This window comes from Cryptosporangium sp. NPDC048952, from assembly GCF_043197895.1.
Classification (GTDB): Bacteria; Actinomycetota; Actinomycetes; order Mycobacteriales; family Cryptosporangiaceae; genus Cryptosporangium.
In genome coordinates this window covers 1,182,719-1,199,343 of sequence record NZ_JBICTY010000002.1, presented here as the reverse complement: position 1 = coordinate 1,199,343, position 16,625 = coordinate 1,182,719, and the positions used below count along the sequence as shown (strand labels likewise).

The window sequence follows — 16,625 nt, the reverse complement described above, 5'->3', positions numbered from 1 at the left end:
CGTGCGGCCTCGCGTGAACCTCGGCCGGGTCGTCGACGACCTCGGTGCCACGCTGCTGGAACACGCCTACGGGGACGTCGACCGCCCCGAGGAGATCGGTGCGGTCGTCTTCCACGACCCGGCCGACCAGCCGATGCTGCCCGCGCACGCGCTGGTGCTCGGTATCGGCGTCGACGCCACGCCCGAACTCCTGCGCGCGCTGGGCAAGCAGAACGCCGCCGCGCTCGTCGTCCGTGCCCCGGTGGACGTCACCGAATCCGTGCGCGCCGCCGTCGACGAGTCGGGCGTCACCGTGCTCGGGCTGCGCCGCGGGGCCGCCTGGGGGCACCTGAGCGACCTGCTGCGGTCGCTGCTCGCGCCGGGCGTCGACGCCGGGCAGGACGACGACGCACTGCTCGGCGGTATCCCGGCGGGCGATCTGTTCGCTGTCGCCAACGCGATCGCGGCGCTGCTGGACGCGCCGGTCACGATCGAGGACCGCAGCTCCCGCGTGCTCGCGTTCTCCGGACGCCAGGACGAGGCCGACCCGCCGCGGGTCGACACGATCCTCGGGCGGCAGGTGCCGGAGCGGTACGCGCGCGTGCTGCACGAGCGGGGCGTGTTCCGGGAGCTGCTCCGCGGCGACCAGCCGGTGTACGTGGAGCCGATCCCGGAACAGATCGCCGGCTTCAGCCTGCCGCGCATCGCGATCTCGGTGCGCGCCGGTGACGAGGTGCTGGGGTCGATCTGGGCGGCCGTCCCCGGGCCGCTCACCGACGAGCGCAGCGCCGCGCTGCGTGAGGCCGCGAACCTGGTCGCGCTGCACCTGCTGCGGATCCGCGCGGGCGCCGACGTGCAGCGGCGGATGCGTGCCGACCTGCTCAACACCGCGCTGGAGGGCGGTCACGGTGCCCGGGAGGCGCTCGAGCGGCTCGGGCTCTCCAGCCAGCCGCTGCTCGTGCTGGGCGTCGCCCTCGACGAACGCGACAACGCGGAGAGCGCCGGCGTGATGCAGGACCGGCAGGGGCTCAGCGACGCGTTCGCGCTGCACCTCAACGCGGTGCACCCGCGTGCGGTCGCGGCGGCGATCGGTGCGGTGACGTACGGGTTGCTGCCGATGACCGGTGTCCCGGAGAGGGCCGAGACGCGCGCGGTGCGGATCCTGCAGGGCTTCGTGGACCGGGTCGGGGACCGGCTGCCCTCGATCACGGCGGTGGGTCCGGTGGCGCGGGGCTTGTCCGACGTCGCCCGGAGTCGTTCGAGCGTCGACCGGGTACTGCGGGTGCTGCGCGACGGCCGGCCGGACCGGCGGATCGGACGCTTCGACGAGCTCCAGGGCGAGGCGCTGGTGTCCGAGTTGCGGGATCTGGCCACCGCACGGGGTGAAAAGCCGGCGGGGGCGCTGGCGCGGTTGGCGGACTACGACACTCAGCATCGGGGCAACCTCGTGGAGACGCTCACGGCGTGGCTGGACGCGTTCGGCGATTCCGTCCTCGCTGCGGAGTCGGTGGGCGTCCACCAGAACACGTTCCGGTACCGGCTGCGGCGGGTCGCGGACGTCGGTCAGTGCGATCTGACCGATCCCGATCAGCGGTTCGGGCTGATGGTTCAGTTGCGCGTGCTGCGGCTCGGGTAGCGACGGACGACGTACTGCTCGATGCGGGCGGCGAGGTCGGCCAGTGCTTCGGCGGCCGGGTGCCGCGGGTTCCACGCGCAGGCCAGGCGGACGCTGACCGGGGTGCCGTCGGTGGTGACCACGGCGAGGGGGACGAGGTCGTAGCGCGGGTCGTCGGACACCACCGCGATGCCCCGCCCGGCAGCAGCGAGCGCCTGCGCCACGGTGCCATTGCTCGCTTCGATCGCTGCCGGCGCCCCGATCGTCTGGTCGAATGCGTCGCGGGCCGGGTGACCGGGTGGGAGGAGGATCAACGGCTCGGCGGCCAGCGCGGTGAGGTCGACGGTCGGTTGCCCGGCGCGGTCGTGACCGGGCGGCACGTAGGCCCAGACCGGTAGGGGCGGGAGTGGGTGGAACGCCAGGCGGGGGTGCGGGGGATCGGCGGTGATCACCAGGTCCGCGCCGCGGCGCAGGGCGTCGTCGACAGTGTTCCCGTCGGAGACGAAGACGGCGGGCACCGGATCGTCGGGAGTGAGCGTCACCAGGAACGGGGACACGACGTCGGTCAGCGTGGTGGTGGGCGCGGCGATCGTGACGTGCGTGAGCCGACCGCGGACCTGCAGGTCGGCGGCGGTGCGCAGGTCGTCGACCTGCGCGAGCACGTCGCGGGCGTACGGCAGGAGCGCGCGCCCGGCGGGGGAGAGACGCAGCCGCCCCTGGGCCCGCTCGAACAGGTCGACCTTCAGGTCCTGCTCGAGCGCGCGGAGTTGCCGCGACAGCGAGGGCTGGGCCACGTGCACGGCTTCCGCGGCCGCGCTCACCGTGCCGGCCTCGGCCACCGCCACGAAGTACGTCACCCAGCGCAGTTCCATGCTGCACATTATGCCCAACAGGTATGGACTCTATGGAAAGCAAGTATTGGACAGCATAGGAAGCCGTGGCGAACCATGGAACGATGATCGATTCGTCCGGCCTGATCATCGGCGGAAAGCACCTCCCCGGCGGCTCCGGCCAGTTCGACGTGCAGGACCCCGCCTCGGGCCGGGTCGTGGCGTCGGTCGCCGACGCCGACGTGCACGACGCGACCGCAGCAGTGGACGCGGCGGCAGCGGCGTTCGACGACTGGGCCGCACTCGCCCCCCGCGCCCGCTCGGAGATCCTGGCCCGCGCCCACGCGCTGATGCTCCGCGACGCCGACGAACTCGCGGCCCTGATCGCGTCGGAGAACGGCAAGTCGCTGGTGGACGCCCGCGGCGAGGTCGTCTACGCCGCCGAGTTCTTCCGCTGGTTCGCCGAGGAAGCCGTGCGCACCGGCGGCGACTACGGCTCCTCCCCGGCGGGCGGCACCCGCACGATCGTGACCCATCGCCCGGTCGGGGTCGCGGCGCTCGTGACGCCGTGGAACTTCCCGGCCGCGATGGCCACGCGCAAGATCGCGCCCGCGCTGGCCGCCGGGTGCACGGTGGTGCTCAAGCCGGCCGCCGAGACCCCGCTGACCGCGATCGCGGTCGTGCGGTTGCTCGCCGAGGCCGGGGTACCCGACGGTGTCGTCAACCTCGTTCCGACGACCGACGCCGGGGGTGTCGTCGGCACGTGGCTGGCCGACCCGCGGGTCCGGAAGATCTCGTTCACGGGATCGACGCGGGTCGGGCAACTGCTGCTCAAGCAGGCAGCCGACCGGGTCGTCAACGCGTCGATGGAGCTCGGCGGGAACGCGCCGTTCGTCGTCACTGCCGACGCGGACCTCGACGCGGCCGTGGACGGCGCGATGATCGCGAAGTTCCGCGGTGGGGGCCAGGCGTGTACGGCGGCGAACCGCTTCTACGTCCACGCCACGGTCGCCGACGAGTTCGTCGCGCGGTTCGGCGCGCGGGTTTCGCGCCTTTCAGTGGGGCCGTCCGACACGGGAGCGGAAATCGGTCCGCTGATCTCCGCGGCGGCGGTTTCGACGATCACTGCTCTGGTCGACGACGCGGTCACGGCCGGGGCCCGGGTGGCGTTTTCCGCTCCCGTGCCCGCGGAGGGCTGGTTCCTCGCCCCCACGATCCTCACCGGCGTCCCCGCCGACGCCATGATCCTCGACGAGGAGATCTTCGGGCCGGTCGCGCCGATCGTCACCTGGACCGACGAGGACGATCTGCTGCGTCGCGTCAACGCCAGCGAGGCGGGGCTCGCCGCGTACGTCTACGCGGGCGACCTCGGCCACGCCCTCCGGCTCGCCGAGCGCATCGACGCCGGCATGGTCGGTGTCAACCGGGGTCTGGTGTCCGACCCGGCTGCCCCGTTCGGTGGGACGAAGCAGTCCGGCCTCGGTCGGGAGGGGGCCCGGGCGGGTATCGAGGAGTTCCGCGAGACGCAGTACTTCTCCGTCGCCTGGTAGGTAGCCCCGTCACCTCTCCGGCTGGCGCACGGTGGCCCGCCAGCACGTGACGTCCCACGAGTCGGCGCCGACGCCGTCCCGGAAGCCGTGCCCGAGGCCGGTGGCGAACGTCAGCGACCGCTGGTCGGTGATGTAGTACCAGATCCGCAGGATCGCCCGTTCGAGTACGGGCACGTAGTACTGCACGTGCTGGAGCGTCTCGGGCGGACGGGCGGCGAACGGTTCGTCCATCAGCTCGCGGACCTGCGGTGGGAGGTGGTCACGGAGGTCGACGATCTCCGATCTGCGCCTGTTCTCCGGCACCTTGGCTTCCGACTTCTCCAGGATCCTGGCCCGGCGGAGCGACGCCGGGTCCAGGGGCACGCTGGTCAGCCGGTTGGCGAGACGACCATCGCTGCCCAGGATGGGTTCCGCGACGATCAGCGCGTTGGTGCCGAGCACCGTCACCGCGGGCCGCTGGTCCGCGCCGGGCGCCGCCCACCACTCGAGGATCGTTCCCGCTCGTACGTTGATCCGTGCCTTGACGCTTTCTCCCAATCGGTCCCAGAGTTGCTCCGGAGTGGCAACACCGACGTTGAAATCCGGCAAAATTCGCGACACTGTACTTCCCCCGTGTTTCGCGGGTCGTCGAAGTCGACCCGGACGCACACTATCCACACAGGAAAACCTCAGGTTCCAGGGTTGTCGGTTGCTTCGAGCAGCAGGGTCCGGATCGCTTCCACGTGGCGAATCACCCGAAAGTGGCGCCGTAGTGGTCGTCGTCGAACAGCACGGAGCATTTCGCGGTTCGCAGAGACCGCTGTGACTCTGCCGATGACCGTGGTTCCGACGGGGTACCGGCTCGTGAGGCGTCGCCAGTCGTCGGCGGAGCGTGGCCCTACCGTCCCTCTGGCGGGCCGCCGCCTGCACCTGCGCGGCATCTACCGCGGTCGCTCTCTCCATCCGCACCGGGAGCCTGCGGGATACCGGCTGGTGCGGGGGGATCGGGGTTTGCGGTTAGCCTGACCGTGGTCGCCGAGGACCCCGCCGAGGCCGCGGAAACGCGGAGCCGAGCCCCTCCGAATCGCCCGCCACGACCTCGACGCCGACCACCCGCCCCGCCGCATCGTCGAGGATTCGTAGCCACCTTGTGTTCTCAACACAGCCAGCCGCGATTCTCTGAACTGTCAGCACATTGTCCGGTGGGTCACACCTTCCTAGCCTCAGTCCATGGCCTCCGCCCCCACGAGGCCAGTCGACCCGAAGGACGACACCATGACCAGGAGACCTTTCCGGGCGTCCGCGGCAGTCGCCATGGCGAGCGTCGCGGCGGTGACGATCTCCGCCTGCGGCGGTAACACGACGACGAACGACGACCCGGCCAACTTCGTCTCGGGCGGCACGTTCAACATCGCGCTCAACGAGGATCCCGGCAGCTTGTCGCCGCTCACGGGCGTGTCCCTCGTCCAGCGCGGGCTCGTTCCGTATGCGTACGACTCGCTCGTGGCCCTCGACAAGGACGGCGAGGCGAAACCCCTCCTCGCCGCGAGTTGGAAAGCCACGCCCACCTCGATCACCTACACGCTCAAAGACGGCGTGACCTGCTCGGACGGTAGCGCGTTCAGCGCCGAGACCGCCGCCAACAACATCAAGTTCCAGGCCAATGCGAAGAACGGTACGTTCTGGCACGGCTCGACGATCACCGCCGACATGACCGCGACATCGAGCGGTAACACGGTGACGATCACGAGCAAGACGAACAACCCGTTCCTGCTCACCTCGACCGGCACGATCGAGATGGTCTGCCAGGCCGGCCTCGACAAGCCCGACTCGTTGAAGAACGCCACCAACGGCACGGGCCTGTTCAAGCTGACCTCCGCCAAGGGTGGCAGCGAGTACACCTACACCAAGCGGACCGACTACAAGTGGGGCCCCGACGGCGTCACCAGCGACACGAAGGGTCTGCCCGACAAGGTCGTCGGCAAGGTCGTCACCAGCGAATCGACGTCGGCGAACCTGCTGCTCTCCGGCGACCTCAACGCCGTGACGATCGCCGGTCCCGACCGCGACCGCGTCGAGGCGGCAGGCAAGAAGTCCCAGGGCGTGCCGAACCCGCTCGGCGAGATGCTCTTCAACGAGCGCGCCAACCGCCCGACCGCCGACGAACGCGTCCGAAAGGCCCTCACGCTCGGACTCGACCGCAAATCCGTCGGCGAACTGGTCACCAACGGTCATTACGTCGAAATGAAGTCGTTGGTGGTGCAGTCACCGGAGCTGTGCGTCGACGGCGGACCGAAGTGGACGCTGCCGCCGGCGGACGCGGCGAAGGCCGGCCAGCTCCTCGACGAGGCGGGGTACACCAAGGGCGCCGGCGGAATGCGGGCGAAGGGTGGCAAACCGCTCGTCATCCGCTTCCTGTACGACGCGGGCACCCCGAGCCACGCGGCGGCGGCCGAAGAGGTCCAGGAGCAGTGGAAGAAGATCGGCGTCGAGACGAAGCTCGTCGCGGAGGACCCCAACGGCTGGTCGACCGACCTGTACCAGACATACGACTGGGACACCGGTTTCATCCAGCTCGCCCCCGGCACGCCCGTGGTGCTTAGCCTGTTCTTCCTGGGCGCTACCAGCGAAAAGGGCGGCTACAACTTCATGAACGTGCAGAACGAGAAGTACAACGGCATCGCGCGTCAGGCGATGACTGCCGCCGACCCCGACACCGCGTGCGGTCTGTGGCAGAACGCCGAGAAGGAGCTCATCGACCGCGTCGACGTCTACCCGCTGGCACAGACGGAGTCGCCGATCTTCTTCAGCGGCGCCACGGCCGACGTGCTCTGGACGATCCGGCCGAGCTCGATCCGGATGCTGGGCTGATGACTCTCCCCCCGAGCACTGTTCCGGTCGACGGGGGGAGTCTGCGCTCGTTCGCCTCCTCGCCCCGGCTCACCTTCGTGCTGCGAAGGTTGGGCCGGGCCGCGATCTCGTTCGTCATCGTGCTGGTCGCGTCGTTCTTCATGGTGCAATTCGTGCCGGGCGACCCGGTGCGCGCGGCCCTCGGGCCCACCGCGCCGGTCGCCACCGTCGACGCGCTGCGCTCGCAGCTCGGCCTCGACCAGCCGCTGATGACCCAGTTCACGCACTACGTCACCGGATTGCTGCACGGTGACCTCGGCACGTCGATCACGTCGCAGCGGTCGGTCGCCGAGACGCTCGGCGAGCGGCTCCCGACCACGCTCACGCTCGCGTTCCTCGCGTTCCTCCTCGCGGCGATCGGCGCGTTCCCGATCGGGGTCGCGACGGCGGTCTCGGCGCGCGCGGGCCGCCGCCGCGCGCTCGACCTCGGGGTGTCGGGGCTGCTCGGCGTGCTCATCGCGATCCCGAACTTCCTGCTCGCGGTGCTGCTCGTCGCGGTGTTCAGCATCGGTCTGCAGGCGTTCCCGCCAGCCGGGTGGGGCGAGCCGAGCCAGGCGGTACTGCCGGTGCTCGCTCTCGCGATCGGCCCGCTGGCGTACCTGGCCCGGATCGTGCACATCGAGATGCTCCGGGTGCTGGATGCGCCGTACCTGACGACCGCGCGCAGCAAACGCCTGCCCGGCCGCCTGCTGTACCTGCGGCACGCGCTGCCGAACATCGTCGCGGCGACGCTGACCGCGGGGGGTGTCGTGCTCGTCGGGCTGGTTGCGGGAACTGTGCTCGTCGAAACCGTGTTCACAGTGCCCGGCATCGGTTCGACGATCGTCTCGTCGATCACCGCGAAGGACTATCCCCTCATCCAGGGGGTGGTGCTCGTGTACGCGCTGCTGGTGCTCGGCGTGAACCTGCTGATCGACCTCGCTCTCGCGGTGCTCGACCCGCGCTCGACGATCGCGGAGGCGTGATGAAGCGGGTTCTGAAAACGCCCCAGGGCATCGCTGTCCTGCTCGGCCTGGTCGTCATCGTGCTCGCGACGCTGTTCGGGCCCACCGTGTTCGGCGACTCCGCGACCGCCCGCGACATCGCGAACCGCCAGGCGCCCGCGTCGCTCGCGCACCTCTTCGGCACCGATCCCCTCGGGCGTGACCTGCTCGCCCGCACCGTCGTCGCCACCCGCCTCTCGGTGCTGCTCACGCTCGGTGCGGTGGGCATCTCGGTCGGCCTCGGCGTCGTGCTCGGCGTCATCGCGGCCGTGCTCCCGCGGTTCCTGCGTCGGCTCGTCACCGCGTTCATCGACATCCTGCTGTCGTTCCCCTGGCTGCTGCTCGCGCTGTTCTTCTCGGTCATCTGGGGCGCGACCGCCACCGGCGCCATGCTCGCGATCGGCTTCGCCGGCATTCCGGTGTTCGCGCGGCTCGTCTCGACGCTCGCGTCGTCGGTCGCCAACACCGACTACGTGCACGCCGCGCGGCTGCTCGGCAGCTCGCCGCTGCGCACCGCGGTCCGGCACGTGCTGCCGAACATCCTGCCGCCGCTGGTCGTCAACACCGCGGCGCACGCGTCGGTCACCCTGCTCTCGTTCGCCGCGCTCTCGTTCCTCGGGCTCGGCGTGCAGGCACCCGAGTACGACTGGGGCCGGCTGCTCAACGAGGGCTCCAAGCAGATCTACGTCGAGCCGATGGCCGCGATCGGGCCGGGCATCGCGATCGTGCTCACCGGCGTGCTGTTCTCGCTGCTCGGTGAGCTGCTGAGTGAGTCGGGGCCGCGCACGGTGCGGGCGGTGCGGTCGGCTGCGGTTCACACGACCAACACCATCGACGACGACGCCATCGTCGACGTCAAGCAGCTGCGCGTTTCGTTCCGGGGAGACGACGGGTCGCTGATCGAGCGGGTCCACGGGGTGGATCTCACGATCGGGCCCGGCGAGGTCGTGGGGATCGTCGGTGAGTCCGGGTCGGGCAAGTCGGTCACGGCGATGGCCGTTGCCGGGCTGCTCGGGCCGGAGGCTCTCGTCGAGAGCGAGCGGTTGCAGTTCCGCGGGATCGACATGCGGGCGCGGCCGTCAGCTGCCGACCGGCGGAAGCTCGGCCTGGAGCAGGCGATGATCTTCCAGGATCCGCTGTCGTCGATGAACCCGGCGCTGACGATCGGGCGGCAGCTCACCGAAGCCAGCGAGGTGCACGCGGGGTCGTCGCGGGGCGCCGCGACGAAGCGGGCGCTCGAGGCGCTGGCGCTCGTGCGGATCCCGCAGCCGTCGAAGCGGATCAAGCAGTTGCCGCACGAGTTCTCCGGGGGGATGCGGCAGCGCGCGATGATCGCCATGGGGTTGATGGGGTCGCCGCGGTTGATCATCGCCGACGAGCCGACCACGGCGCTGGACGTGACAGTGCAGCGCCAGGTGTTGCGCGCGCTCGCCGACGCGAAGGAGCGCACCGGTGCCGCGATCCTGTTGATCTCGCACGACATCGCGCTCGTGAGCGGCTTCTGCGACCGGGTCGTCGTCATGCGCGACGGCGAAATAGTCGAACAGCTAGCCGTTCACGACCTGGACAAGGCGGAGCATCCCTACACCCGGGGCCTCATCGCCTGCGTGCCCGACATGACGACGGACCGCTCCCGCGCGCTCCCCGTGATCGGCGTAGCAGCGAGCGAGGAGTCCGCCGCCGGCGATTCCGCCGCTGACGAGGCTGCGGCTGGTGGCGCGAAGACGGAGGTCACGGCGTGAGCGAGCTCGTGTTCGATCATGTGACTGTGCGGTTCGGGCCGTTCACGGCGGTGGATGATGCTTCGCTGGTGGTGCGGTCGGGGACTACGCATGGGCTCGTGGGGGAGTCGGGGTCCGGGAAGTCGACGATGGCGCGGGTGGCTGTGGGGCTCGAGCGGGCGAGCCTCGGCGCGGTGAGCCTGGACGGCGCCGACCTGACCAGGGCGAAGGCCGCCAGACGCAAGGTCCAGATGATCTTCCAGGACCCCTTCGCGGCGCTGGATCCCCGCATGCCCGTTGCCGCCTCGGTAGCCGAGGGTCTCCTCGCCACCGGCCGGAAATGGAGCCGCGCCGACCGCGACAAACGCGTCCGCGAGCTCCTCGAACTCGTGCACATCGACCCCGCACGGGCGGACGAACGACCGGCGCGCTTCTCCGGCGGCCAGCGCCAACGCCTCACGATCGCCCGCGCTCTCGCCGCGGAACCCGCCGTGCTCGTCGCCGACGAGATCACCTCCGCGCTCGACGTCAGCGTGCAGGGCGTCGTCTTGAATCTTCTGCGCGAGCTGCAAGCGGACCTCAACCTCACGATGCTGTTCATCTCGCACAACCTCGCCGTCGTGCGCTACGTGAGCGACGACGTGACGGTGCTGCGCAACGGCCGCGTCGTGGAACACGGCGCCACCGACGCCGTGCTGGCCGACCCGGCCGACCCCTACACCCGTGAACTGCTGCGCTCGATCCCGGTGATGGGTCGTCCGCTCGACCTGGAGGTTTGATGCCCACCCTCACCACGGCCAAAGGCATCACGATCTACTACGAGACCGACGGCGACCCGTCCGGGAAGCCGCTCGTCCTCGTGCACGGCGGTGGCGCACAGCTCATCGGCTGGCACGACGAATTCGTCGCGCAACTCGTCGAGGCCGGGTTCTTCGTCGTGCGCCCCGACAACCGCGACGTCGGGCTCTCGCAGCAGACCGGCGGCCCGGACGACCTCGCCGCCACCTACGACATCTCCGACATGGCCGGCGACGTCGTCGCGGTGCTCGACCACCTCGGCATCGAGCGGGCGCATCTGACCGGCATGTCGCTGGGTGGGTACATCGTGCAGGTGGTCGCGATCGAGCACCCGTCGCGTGTGGCGAGCCTCGGGTTGATGTCGACGTCCCCGTCGAGCGAACCGGAGTTCCTCGTCGGTACCCACGGGGACGGGACGCCGGTGACGACCCCGCCGGAGCTCCTCGACCGCGACGCGTACATCACGATGTTCGTGAACGGGCAGCGGCATTGGCACTCGCCCGGGTTCCCGTTCGACGAGGAGGAGTCCGCCGCGTTGGCGGCTCGGTATTACGACCGCATCTACCGGCCGGATGGGCTGATCCGGCAGTGGAACGCGATGCTGAACGGGCCGCTGGAGCGTCGCGAGGACCTGCGGAAGGTCGACGTACCCGCGGTGGTGATCCACGGCCGCGGTGACGGAACCTTGCACTGGCGCGCGGCGCTGGCGTTCGCCGAGCTCATGCCCCACGCCGAGGTGCTGATTTACGAGGGCATGGGCCACGACATCCCGCGTGAGCTGTGGCCCGACTTCGTCCGCGGTCTGACCCGCGCGGCCGCCCGCGCTGGGTGACCCAGCCAGGCGCGCTACGCGCTCAGTAAGCGCACTCGGCAGGCGAGTTCGACTGCGAAGCGCGTGTCGGGGTCGTCGAGGTCGAGGTGCAGTACCTCGCGCACCCGCTTGAGCCGGTACCCGACCGCGTTCGGGTGCAGGTTCAGCTCACGCCCGGCGTGGGCCAGCGAGTTGCGGTGCGCGAGGTAGGCGAGCAGCGTCTGCACCGCGGTGTGAGCGCGCTCCGGCCCCAGGGCGTCCAGCGGATGCAGGATGTCGGCCAGCAGGCTGCGGCTGGTGGGGGACGCGTAGACGTCGAGGAGCACCCGACGCAGCCCCGTGACGTCGGTCAGCTCGACACCGCCGAAGCGTCCGGCGGCGATCGCCGACTCGGCGGCGATCCGCGCCTCCGCGGCGGACGACCGCAGCCCGGTGGCACCGCTGGACGGGGTACCCAGCCCGAGCGTGTACTCCCAGCCCTCCCCGGCCAGGTTGCGCGCGTACTCCTGGATGCGCTCGGCCACCCCGCGCAGGCGCCGCTGATGGTCACCGGCACCGTGCTCCTCCGTGCTGACGAGGATCAGATCGTCCTGCACGAACGCCACGTGCCACATCTCGCTGCGGCCGTCGACCAGCTGTAACGCGAACAGTTCGAGCGCCGGTTGCAGGCTGCGCGGGGCCCGGGCCTCCGGGTTGGCCAGCCCGACCGGGATCAGCCAGGCCGCCACGTGCGAAAGCTGGAGCGGGAGCCCGAGCCGCGCGGCCTGCCCGACGAACCCCTCAACCCGCGACGACTCGGCGAGCACGAGTTCGACGATGAGGTCCGCGCGCGACTGGGTCGGCGCGAACCGGTCGGAGATCCGGCGCTGCGCGATGCGCGAGAGCAGCGACGCGATGACCGGCAGCGCGAGCGCCGACGCGGGATCGGCCGACCCGACGAGCCGCCCGATCGGCACCTCACCCACGCACACCGCGTCGGCCGCCGACCACGGGACGCTCGCGTCCTCGATCAGCGTGAGCTCCGCGCCGAGGGCCCTGTTCGCGGCAGCGAGGATGCTCTCGGGCGTGCAGTCGGGTTTCGCCGCCGCATCGGTGGCCCGCGAGATGCCGTGCGTCGCGCGCATGATCGCCTCGGACGCGCCACCGGACAGCAGCCGGTCGACGGCGAGCGCGAGGTCGGCAGGCGTCGTGCCCACGGCGGCGAAGACCGGTACGTTGCCGCGGATCGCGAGCGCCCTGGCGGTTTCGGGCAGTGCGAGCTCGGTCGTGAACACCAGCCCCGCGAGCCGGCGTGCGCTCGCCTGACGCAGCGCGACGTCCAGGCGGTACGGCGCCGGATGGGCGTCGCCGGGAACGATCACGAGCGTGTCGGCGGGCACCGTGCTCAGCAGGTCGAGCGGCGTCACGGTCACCCGTGCGACGGGCCGTTCGTCGGCCGGCCCGGCGCTGTGGCTCACCCCGAGCCGCTCGCCGTGGCCGAGAAGCTCAAGGACCGTCAGTTGTGCCATTGGCACAGTGTGACCAGATTCTCTGGGTCAGCGAACCATTTCTGCGATTCTCGGGCGGCCATATCGTGAGCGCATGGCTCAACGTGTTTCCGCGGCCGACGTCCGCGCACTCGCGGCCGGTGCGGCGATCTTCGGCACCGGGGGCGGCGGGGCGGTCTACACCGCGCAGATCGTCGCCGAGGCGGCCCTGCGCGACAACGGGCCGGTTCCGCTCGTGACCGTCGACGACCTGGGCCCCGACGACCTCGTGATCTCGATGTCGGGCATCGGTGCGCCGACCGTCGGCATCGAGATGCTCTCGTCGGCCGGTCAGATCGAACTGCTGGTGCGCGAGGCGGAAGTCGCGGCCGGGCGTCCGATCACGACGCTGATGGCTGCCGAGATCGGGGGCAGCAACGGTGTCGGTCCGGTCGGCTGGGCATCCCGCCTCGGACTGAAACTCCTCGACGCCGACGGCATGGGCAGAGCGTTCCCCGACGCCGCGATGGTGGCCATGAACGTCGCCGGGGTGCCGTGCGACTTCTCGGTGCTCAGCGACGTCGTCGGCAACGTCTCGGTGATCAAGACCGTCAACCTGCACTGGCTGGAGCGCCACGCACGGGCCCTCACGGTCGCGAGCGGCTCGATCTGCCTGGGTGTGCACTACCCGCTCACGCACGAGACGGCTCGCGGCGCGGTGATCGAGGGAACGGTGAGCGCGGCGATCCGCGTCGGGCACGCGCTGTTGTCGTCCTCTGAACCGGTCGCCGCGGTCGCGGACGCTCTGAACGGCCGGATCCTGCTCACCGGCAAGATCGCCGACCTCGACCGGCGCACCGAGGGCGGCTTCGCCCGCGGCTCGGTGACGATCGCCGGCACGGGCGCCGACCGCGACCGGCTCCAGCGCCTGGAACTGCAGAACGAGAACCTGATCGTGCTCGAGGACGGCGAGGTGCTCGTCAGCGTCCCCGACAACGTCACGATCATCGACGCCGAGACCGGGCACGCGATCACGACCGAGATGCTCCGCTACGGCCAGCGGGTGTCGGTGCTGGCCTGGGCCTGCGACCCGATCTGGCGCTCGCCGCGCGGTCTGGAGCTCGCCGGGCCGCAGGCCTTCGGTTACGACCTCACCTACACCCCATTCGAAGGGGGCGCTCGATGACGCGCGATCTGTCTCTCGGCGTCGACGTCGGCGGCACGAACACCGACGCGGTCGTGATCGACGGTGCCGGCACGGTGCTCGCGCACACCAAGCAGGCGACGACCGACGACGTCACCGGCGGGATCCGCGCGGCGATCGCGGCGGTGCTGGCGGCGCTCGGTGACGACCGCTCGCGGGTCTCGCGGGTCATGCTCGGCACCACGCACGCGACGAACGCGATCGTCGCCCGGCGTCAGCTCGACCGGGTCGCGGCGATCCGCCTGGGCGCCCCGGCGGCGACCGAGTACCCGCCGCTGCTGGGCTGGCCGTCGGACCTGGCGGGGCTCGTGCTCGCGGGGTCGGCGATGGTGGGCGGTGGGCACATGGTCGACGGCACGCCGATCGCTCCGTTGGACCGGGACGGCATTCTGCGGTTCCTCGACGGGACCCAGTTCGACGCGGTGGCCGTGAGCGGCATTTTTAGCCCCTCCACGCCGGACCAGGAGCTGGAGGTCGCCGAGTTGATCCGGGCGCACCTCGGCCCCGATGCCCGGGTGTTCCTGAGCCACGACATCGGCCCCACCGGGCTGCTCGAACGTGAGAACGCGACGGTGCTCAACGCCGCGCTCTACAGCGTCGCCAGGGCCGTGACCGAGGCGCTCGTGACCGTCGTCGCGGAAGAAGGCCTGGACGCCGTCACGTTCTTCGCGCAGAACGACGGCACGCTGATGTCGCTCGACTACGCCGCGCAGTACCCGGTGCTGACGATCGGGTCCGGTCCGGCGAACTCGATCCGCGGTGCGGCGTACCTGTCCGGTGCCGCCGACGCGATCGTGATCGACGTCGGCGGCACCACCTCCGACCTGGGGGTCGTCGTCAACGGCTTCCCGCGTGAGTCCACGCTTCCCCGGGAGATCGGTGGCGTCCGGACGAACTTCCGGATGCCTGACGTCGTGAGCCTCGGCGTCGGCGGGGGCACCGTCGTCGACGTGGCGACCGGGGCGGTGGGGCCGGGCTCGGTCGGCTATCGCATCGCGTCCGAAGCGTTGTTGTTCGGGGGCAGTACCCCGACGCTGACGGATGCCGCCGCACTCGCGGGTGCGGCGATCGCGGGGCGGTCGTTGCCCGCGCAGCCGTCCGCGGTCCGGTCGGCGCTGCGCGCCGCGCTCGAAACTGCTCAAACGCGCTTGGCCGACGCCGTGGAGCGATTGTCGCTCGGGCGGGCGGATCTGCCGCTCGTGGTGGTCGGGGGAGGCGGGTTCCTCGTTCCCGACGATCTGCCGGGGGCCGGGGCGATCGTGCGGACGTCGCACGGGGACGTCGCCAACGCGGTGGGGGCGGCGATTTCGCTCGCGGGTGGGCGGGCTGATCGGATCAGCCCGCTGGAGAGTCGCGAGACGGCGATCGCGGGGGCCTCCGAGGCGGCGATCGCGAAGGCGATCCAGGCGGGGGCGGATCCGCTCCAGGTCGCGGTCGTGGACATCCTGGAGGTTCCGGTGACCTATACCGACCGCCCCACGGTCAAGGTCTCCGTCAAAGCCGCCGGCCCCTTGGCCAGGCTGGGTGAGCGCGCAGGGGCGAGGTCGTCATGACGGGCTCTCCGAGCGCTGCCGGCGCGGATTTGCGGTCGGATCTGGTGGCGCTGCGGCGGGCGCTGCATGCGGAGCCCGAGGTGGGCTTGAACCTGCCGGCCACGCAGGCGAAGGTTCTGGCGGCGCTCGAGGGGCTCGGGCTGGAGATCACGACTGGACGTGGGCTTTCGTCGGTGACCGCTGTTTTGCGCGGGGGGCCGGGGCCAGTGGTGTTGTTGCGGTCCGACATGGATGGGCTGCCGATCGTGGAAGCCACGGGGTTGCCGTTCGCCGCGGAGAACGGCGCGATGCACGCCTGCGGGCACGACCTGCACATGGCCGGCCTGGTCGGGGCCGCCCGGCTCCTGACCGCCCGACGCGACGAACTTCCCGGCACTGTCGTCTTCATGTTCCAACCGGGCGAAGAAGGCTACGCGGGCGGCCGCATGATGATCGACGAGGGCGTCCTCGACGTCGCCGGCGAACGCCCGATCGCCGCCTACGCCGTGCACGTCGACTGCGTGACCCCGGGCGGCCAGGCCGTCACCCGCCCGGGCCCGATCATGTCGAGCGCCAGCGCCCTGCGCGTCCGAGTCGTCGGAACCGGCGGCCACGCCGCCTACCCGCACCACGGTGTGGACCCGGTGCCCGTCGCCGCCGAGGTCATCCTCGCCATCCAGTCGTTCACCGCCCGCCGCGTGCCGGTCTCGGACCCGGCCGTGATCTCGGTGACCAGGCTGTCGTCGGACTCCGCGGCGAGCAACGTGCTCGCGGGTAGCGTCAGCCTCGAACTCAACATCCGCGCGCTCTCCCGCGAAACGCTCGCGCTCGTGCGCACGGACCTCCCGGCGATCATGGTCGCGATCGGCGAGGCGCACGGCTGCACCGTCGAGGTGCAGTTCATCGACTCCTACCCGGTGACGGTCAACGACCCGACCGAGACCGCGCACACCCTCGCGCTACTCGACGAACGCTACGGCGACCGCGTCGTACGCCTCCCGTTCCCCGGCATGGCCTCCGAAGACTTCGCCTACGTCCTGGACGAGATCCCGGGGACGCTCGTCTTTCTGGGAGTCCAGCCCAAGGACGGTTCAGGTGGCCCCATGCACTCCGAACGAGCCCTCTTCGACGACTCCTACCTCGACGAACACGCAGCCCTCCTCGCCGACCTCGCGGTCCGCCGTCTCACCCGCTGACCGCGCTCCGTCGTGCGGCCGCCACAGTGCATCCCTGTGCGGGCGGGCGCC

At 70.9% G+C, this 16,625-nt stretch carries 13 protein-coding genes; 10 read left to right on the top strand and 3 right to left on the bottom strand.

Translation table 11 applies throughout. The features are described from left to right. Position 1: 1 nt before the first annotated feature. Positions 2 to 1,615, top strand: coding sequence for a PucR family transcriptional regulator (locus tag ACGFY5_RS13865; protein WP_392719960.1), 1,614 nt, complete (start codon positions 2 to 4; stop codon positions 1,613 to 1,615). Here ACGFY5_RS13865 and ACGFY5_RS13860 read toward each other — a convergent pair. Further along, complete coding sequence (locus ACGFY5_RS13860) at positions 1,588 to 2,466, bottom strand: LysR family transcriptional regulator (RefSeq protein WP_392719959.1); 879 nt, start codon at positions 2,464 to 2,466, stop codon at positions 1,588 to 1,590. The genes ACGFY5_RS13865 and ACGFY5_RS13860 overlap by 28 nt on opposite strands. 83 nt (positions 2,467 to 2,549) lie before the next feature. Between ACGFY5_RS13860 and ACGFY5_RS13855 the strand changes: the two genes are divergently transcribed. Then, positions 2,550 to 3,974, top strand: coding sequence for an NAD-dependent succinate-semialdehyde dehydrogenase (locus tag ACGFY5_RS13855; protein WP_392719957.1), 1,425 nt, complete (start codon positions 2,550 to 2,552; stop codon positions 3,972 to 3,974). 9 nt (positions 3,975 to 3,983) lie between these two features. Here the strand turns inward: ACGFY5_RS13855 and ACGFY5_RS13850 are convergent, their stop codons facing one another. Next, complete coding sequence (locus ACGFY5_RS13850) at positions 3,984 to 4,574, bottom strand: hypothetical protein (RefSeq protein WP_392719956.1); 591 nt, start codon at positions 4,572 to 4,574, stop codon at positions 3,984 to 3,986. A gap of 654 nt (positions 4,575 to 5,228) precedes the next feature. Between ACGFY5_RS13850 and ACGFY5_RS13845 the strand changes: the two genes are divergently transcribed. Genes ACGFY5_RS13845 through ACGFY5_RS13825 form a run of 5 tightly spaced genes read left to right on the top strand, consistent with a single transcriptional unit; the run spans position 5,229 to position 11,197 of the window. Continuing rightward, the gene (locus tag ACGFY5_RS13845) at positions 5,229 to 6,824 is read left to right on the top strand and encodes an ABC transporter substrate-binding protein (protein ID WP_392719955.1); all 1,596 of its coding nucleotides are present in this window, start codon (positions 5,229 to 5,231) and stop codon (positions 6,822 to 6,824) included. Further along, on the top strand, positions 6,824 to 7,828 hold the full coding sequence (locus tag ACGFY5_RS13840; RefSeq protein ID WP_392719954.1) for an ABC transporter permease: 1,005 nt from the start codon (positions 6,824 to 6,826) through the stop codon (positions 7,826 to 7,828). Before ACGFY5_RS13845 ends, ACGFY5_RS13840 begins: the two co-directional genes overlap by 1 nt. Continuing rightward, positions 7,828 to 9,588: a dipeptide/oligopeptide/nickel ABC transporter permease/ATP-binding protein gene (locus tag ACGFY5_RS13835; RefSeq protein ID WP_392719953.1), complete on the top strand. Its 1,761-nt coding sequence runs from the start codon at positions 7,828 to 7,830 to the stop codon at positions 9,586 to 9,588. Before ACGFY5_RS13840 ends, ACGFY5_RS13835 begins: the two co-directional genes overlap by 1 nt. Continuing rightward, positions 9,585 to 10,346, top strand: coding sequence for an ABC transporter ATP-binding protein (locus ACGFY5_RS13830; RefSeq protein WP_392719952.1), 762 nt, complete (start codon positions 9,585 to 9,587; stop codon positions 10,344 to 10,346). Before ACGFY5_RS13835 ends, ACGFY5_RS13830 begins: the two co-directional genes overlap by 4 nt. Continuing rightward, positions 10,346 to 11,197: an alpha/beta fold hydrolase gene (locus tag ACGFY5_RS13825; RefSeq protein WP_392719951.1), complete on the top strand. Its 852-nt coding sequence runs from the start codon at positions 10,346 to 10,348 to the stop codon at positions 11,195 to 11,197. The genes ACGFY5_RS13830 and ACGFY5_RS13825 overlap by 1 nt, the downstream gene beginning before the upstream one ends. 14 nt (positions 11,198 to 11,211) lie before the next feature. Here the strand turns inward: ACGFY5_RS13825 and ACGFY5_RS13820 are convergent, their stop codons facing one another. Next, a complete protein-coding gene (locus ACGFY5_RS13820; RefSeq protein ID WP_392719949.1) occupies positions 11,212 to 12,684 on the bottom strand; it encodes a PucR family transcriptional regulator in 1,473 nt (490 codons plus the stop codon). A 73-nt stretch (positions 12,685 to 12,757) separates the two neighbouring features. Here ACGFY5_RS13820 and ACGFY5_RS13815 point away from each other — a divergent pair, with 73 nt between their 5' ends. From ACGFY5_RS13815 to ACGFY5_RS13805, 3 genes are read left to right on the top strand one after another with little or no spacing between them, the layout of a single operon-like run. Then, entirely contained in the window at positions 12,758 to 13,828 is a 1,071-nt protein-coding gene (locus ACGFY5_RS13815) for a DUF917 domain-containing protein (RefSeq protein ID WP_392719948.1), read from the top strand. Further along, positions 13,825 to 15,399: a hydantoinase/oxoprolinase N-terminal domain-containing protein gene (locus ACGFY5_RS13810; RefSeq protein ID WP_392719947.1), complete on the top strand. Its 1,575-nt coding sequence runs from the start codon at positions 13,825 to 13,827 to the stop codon at positions 15,397 to 15,399. The genes ACGFY5_RS13815 and ACGFY5_RS13810 overlap by 4 nt, the downstream gene beginning before the upstream one ends. Continuing rightward, a complete protein-coding gene (locus ACGFY5_RS13805; RefSeq protein WP_392719946.1) occupies positions 15,396 to 16,574 on the top strand; it encodes a M20 family metallopeptidase in 1,179 nt (392 codons plus the stop codon). Before ACGFY5_RS13810 ends, ACGFY5_RS13805 begins: the two co-directional genes overlap by 4 nt. Positions 16,575 to 16,625 lie beyond the last annotated feature (51 nt).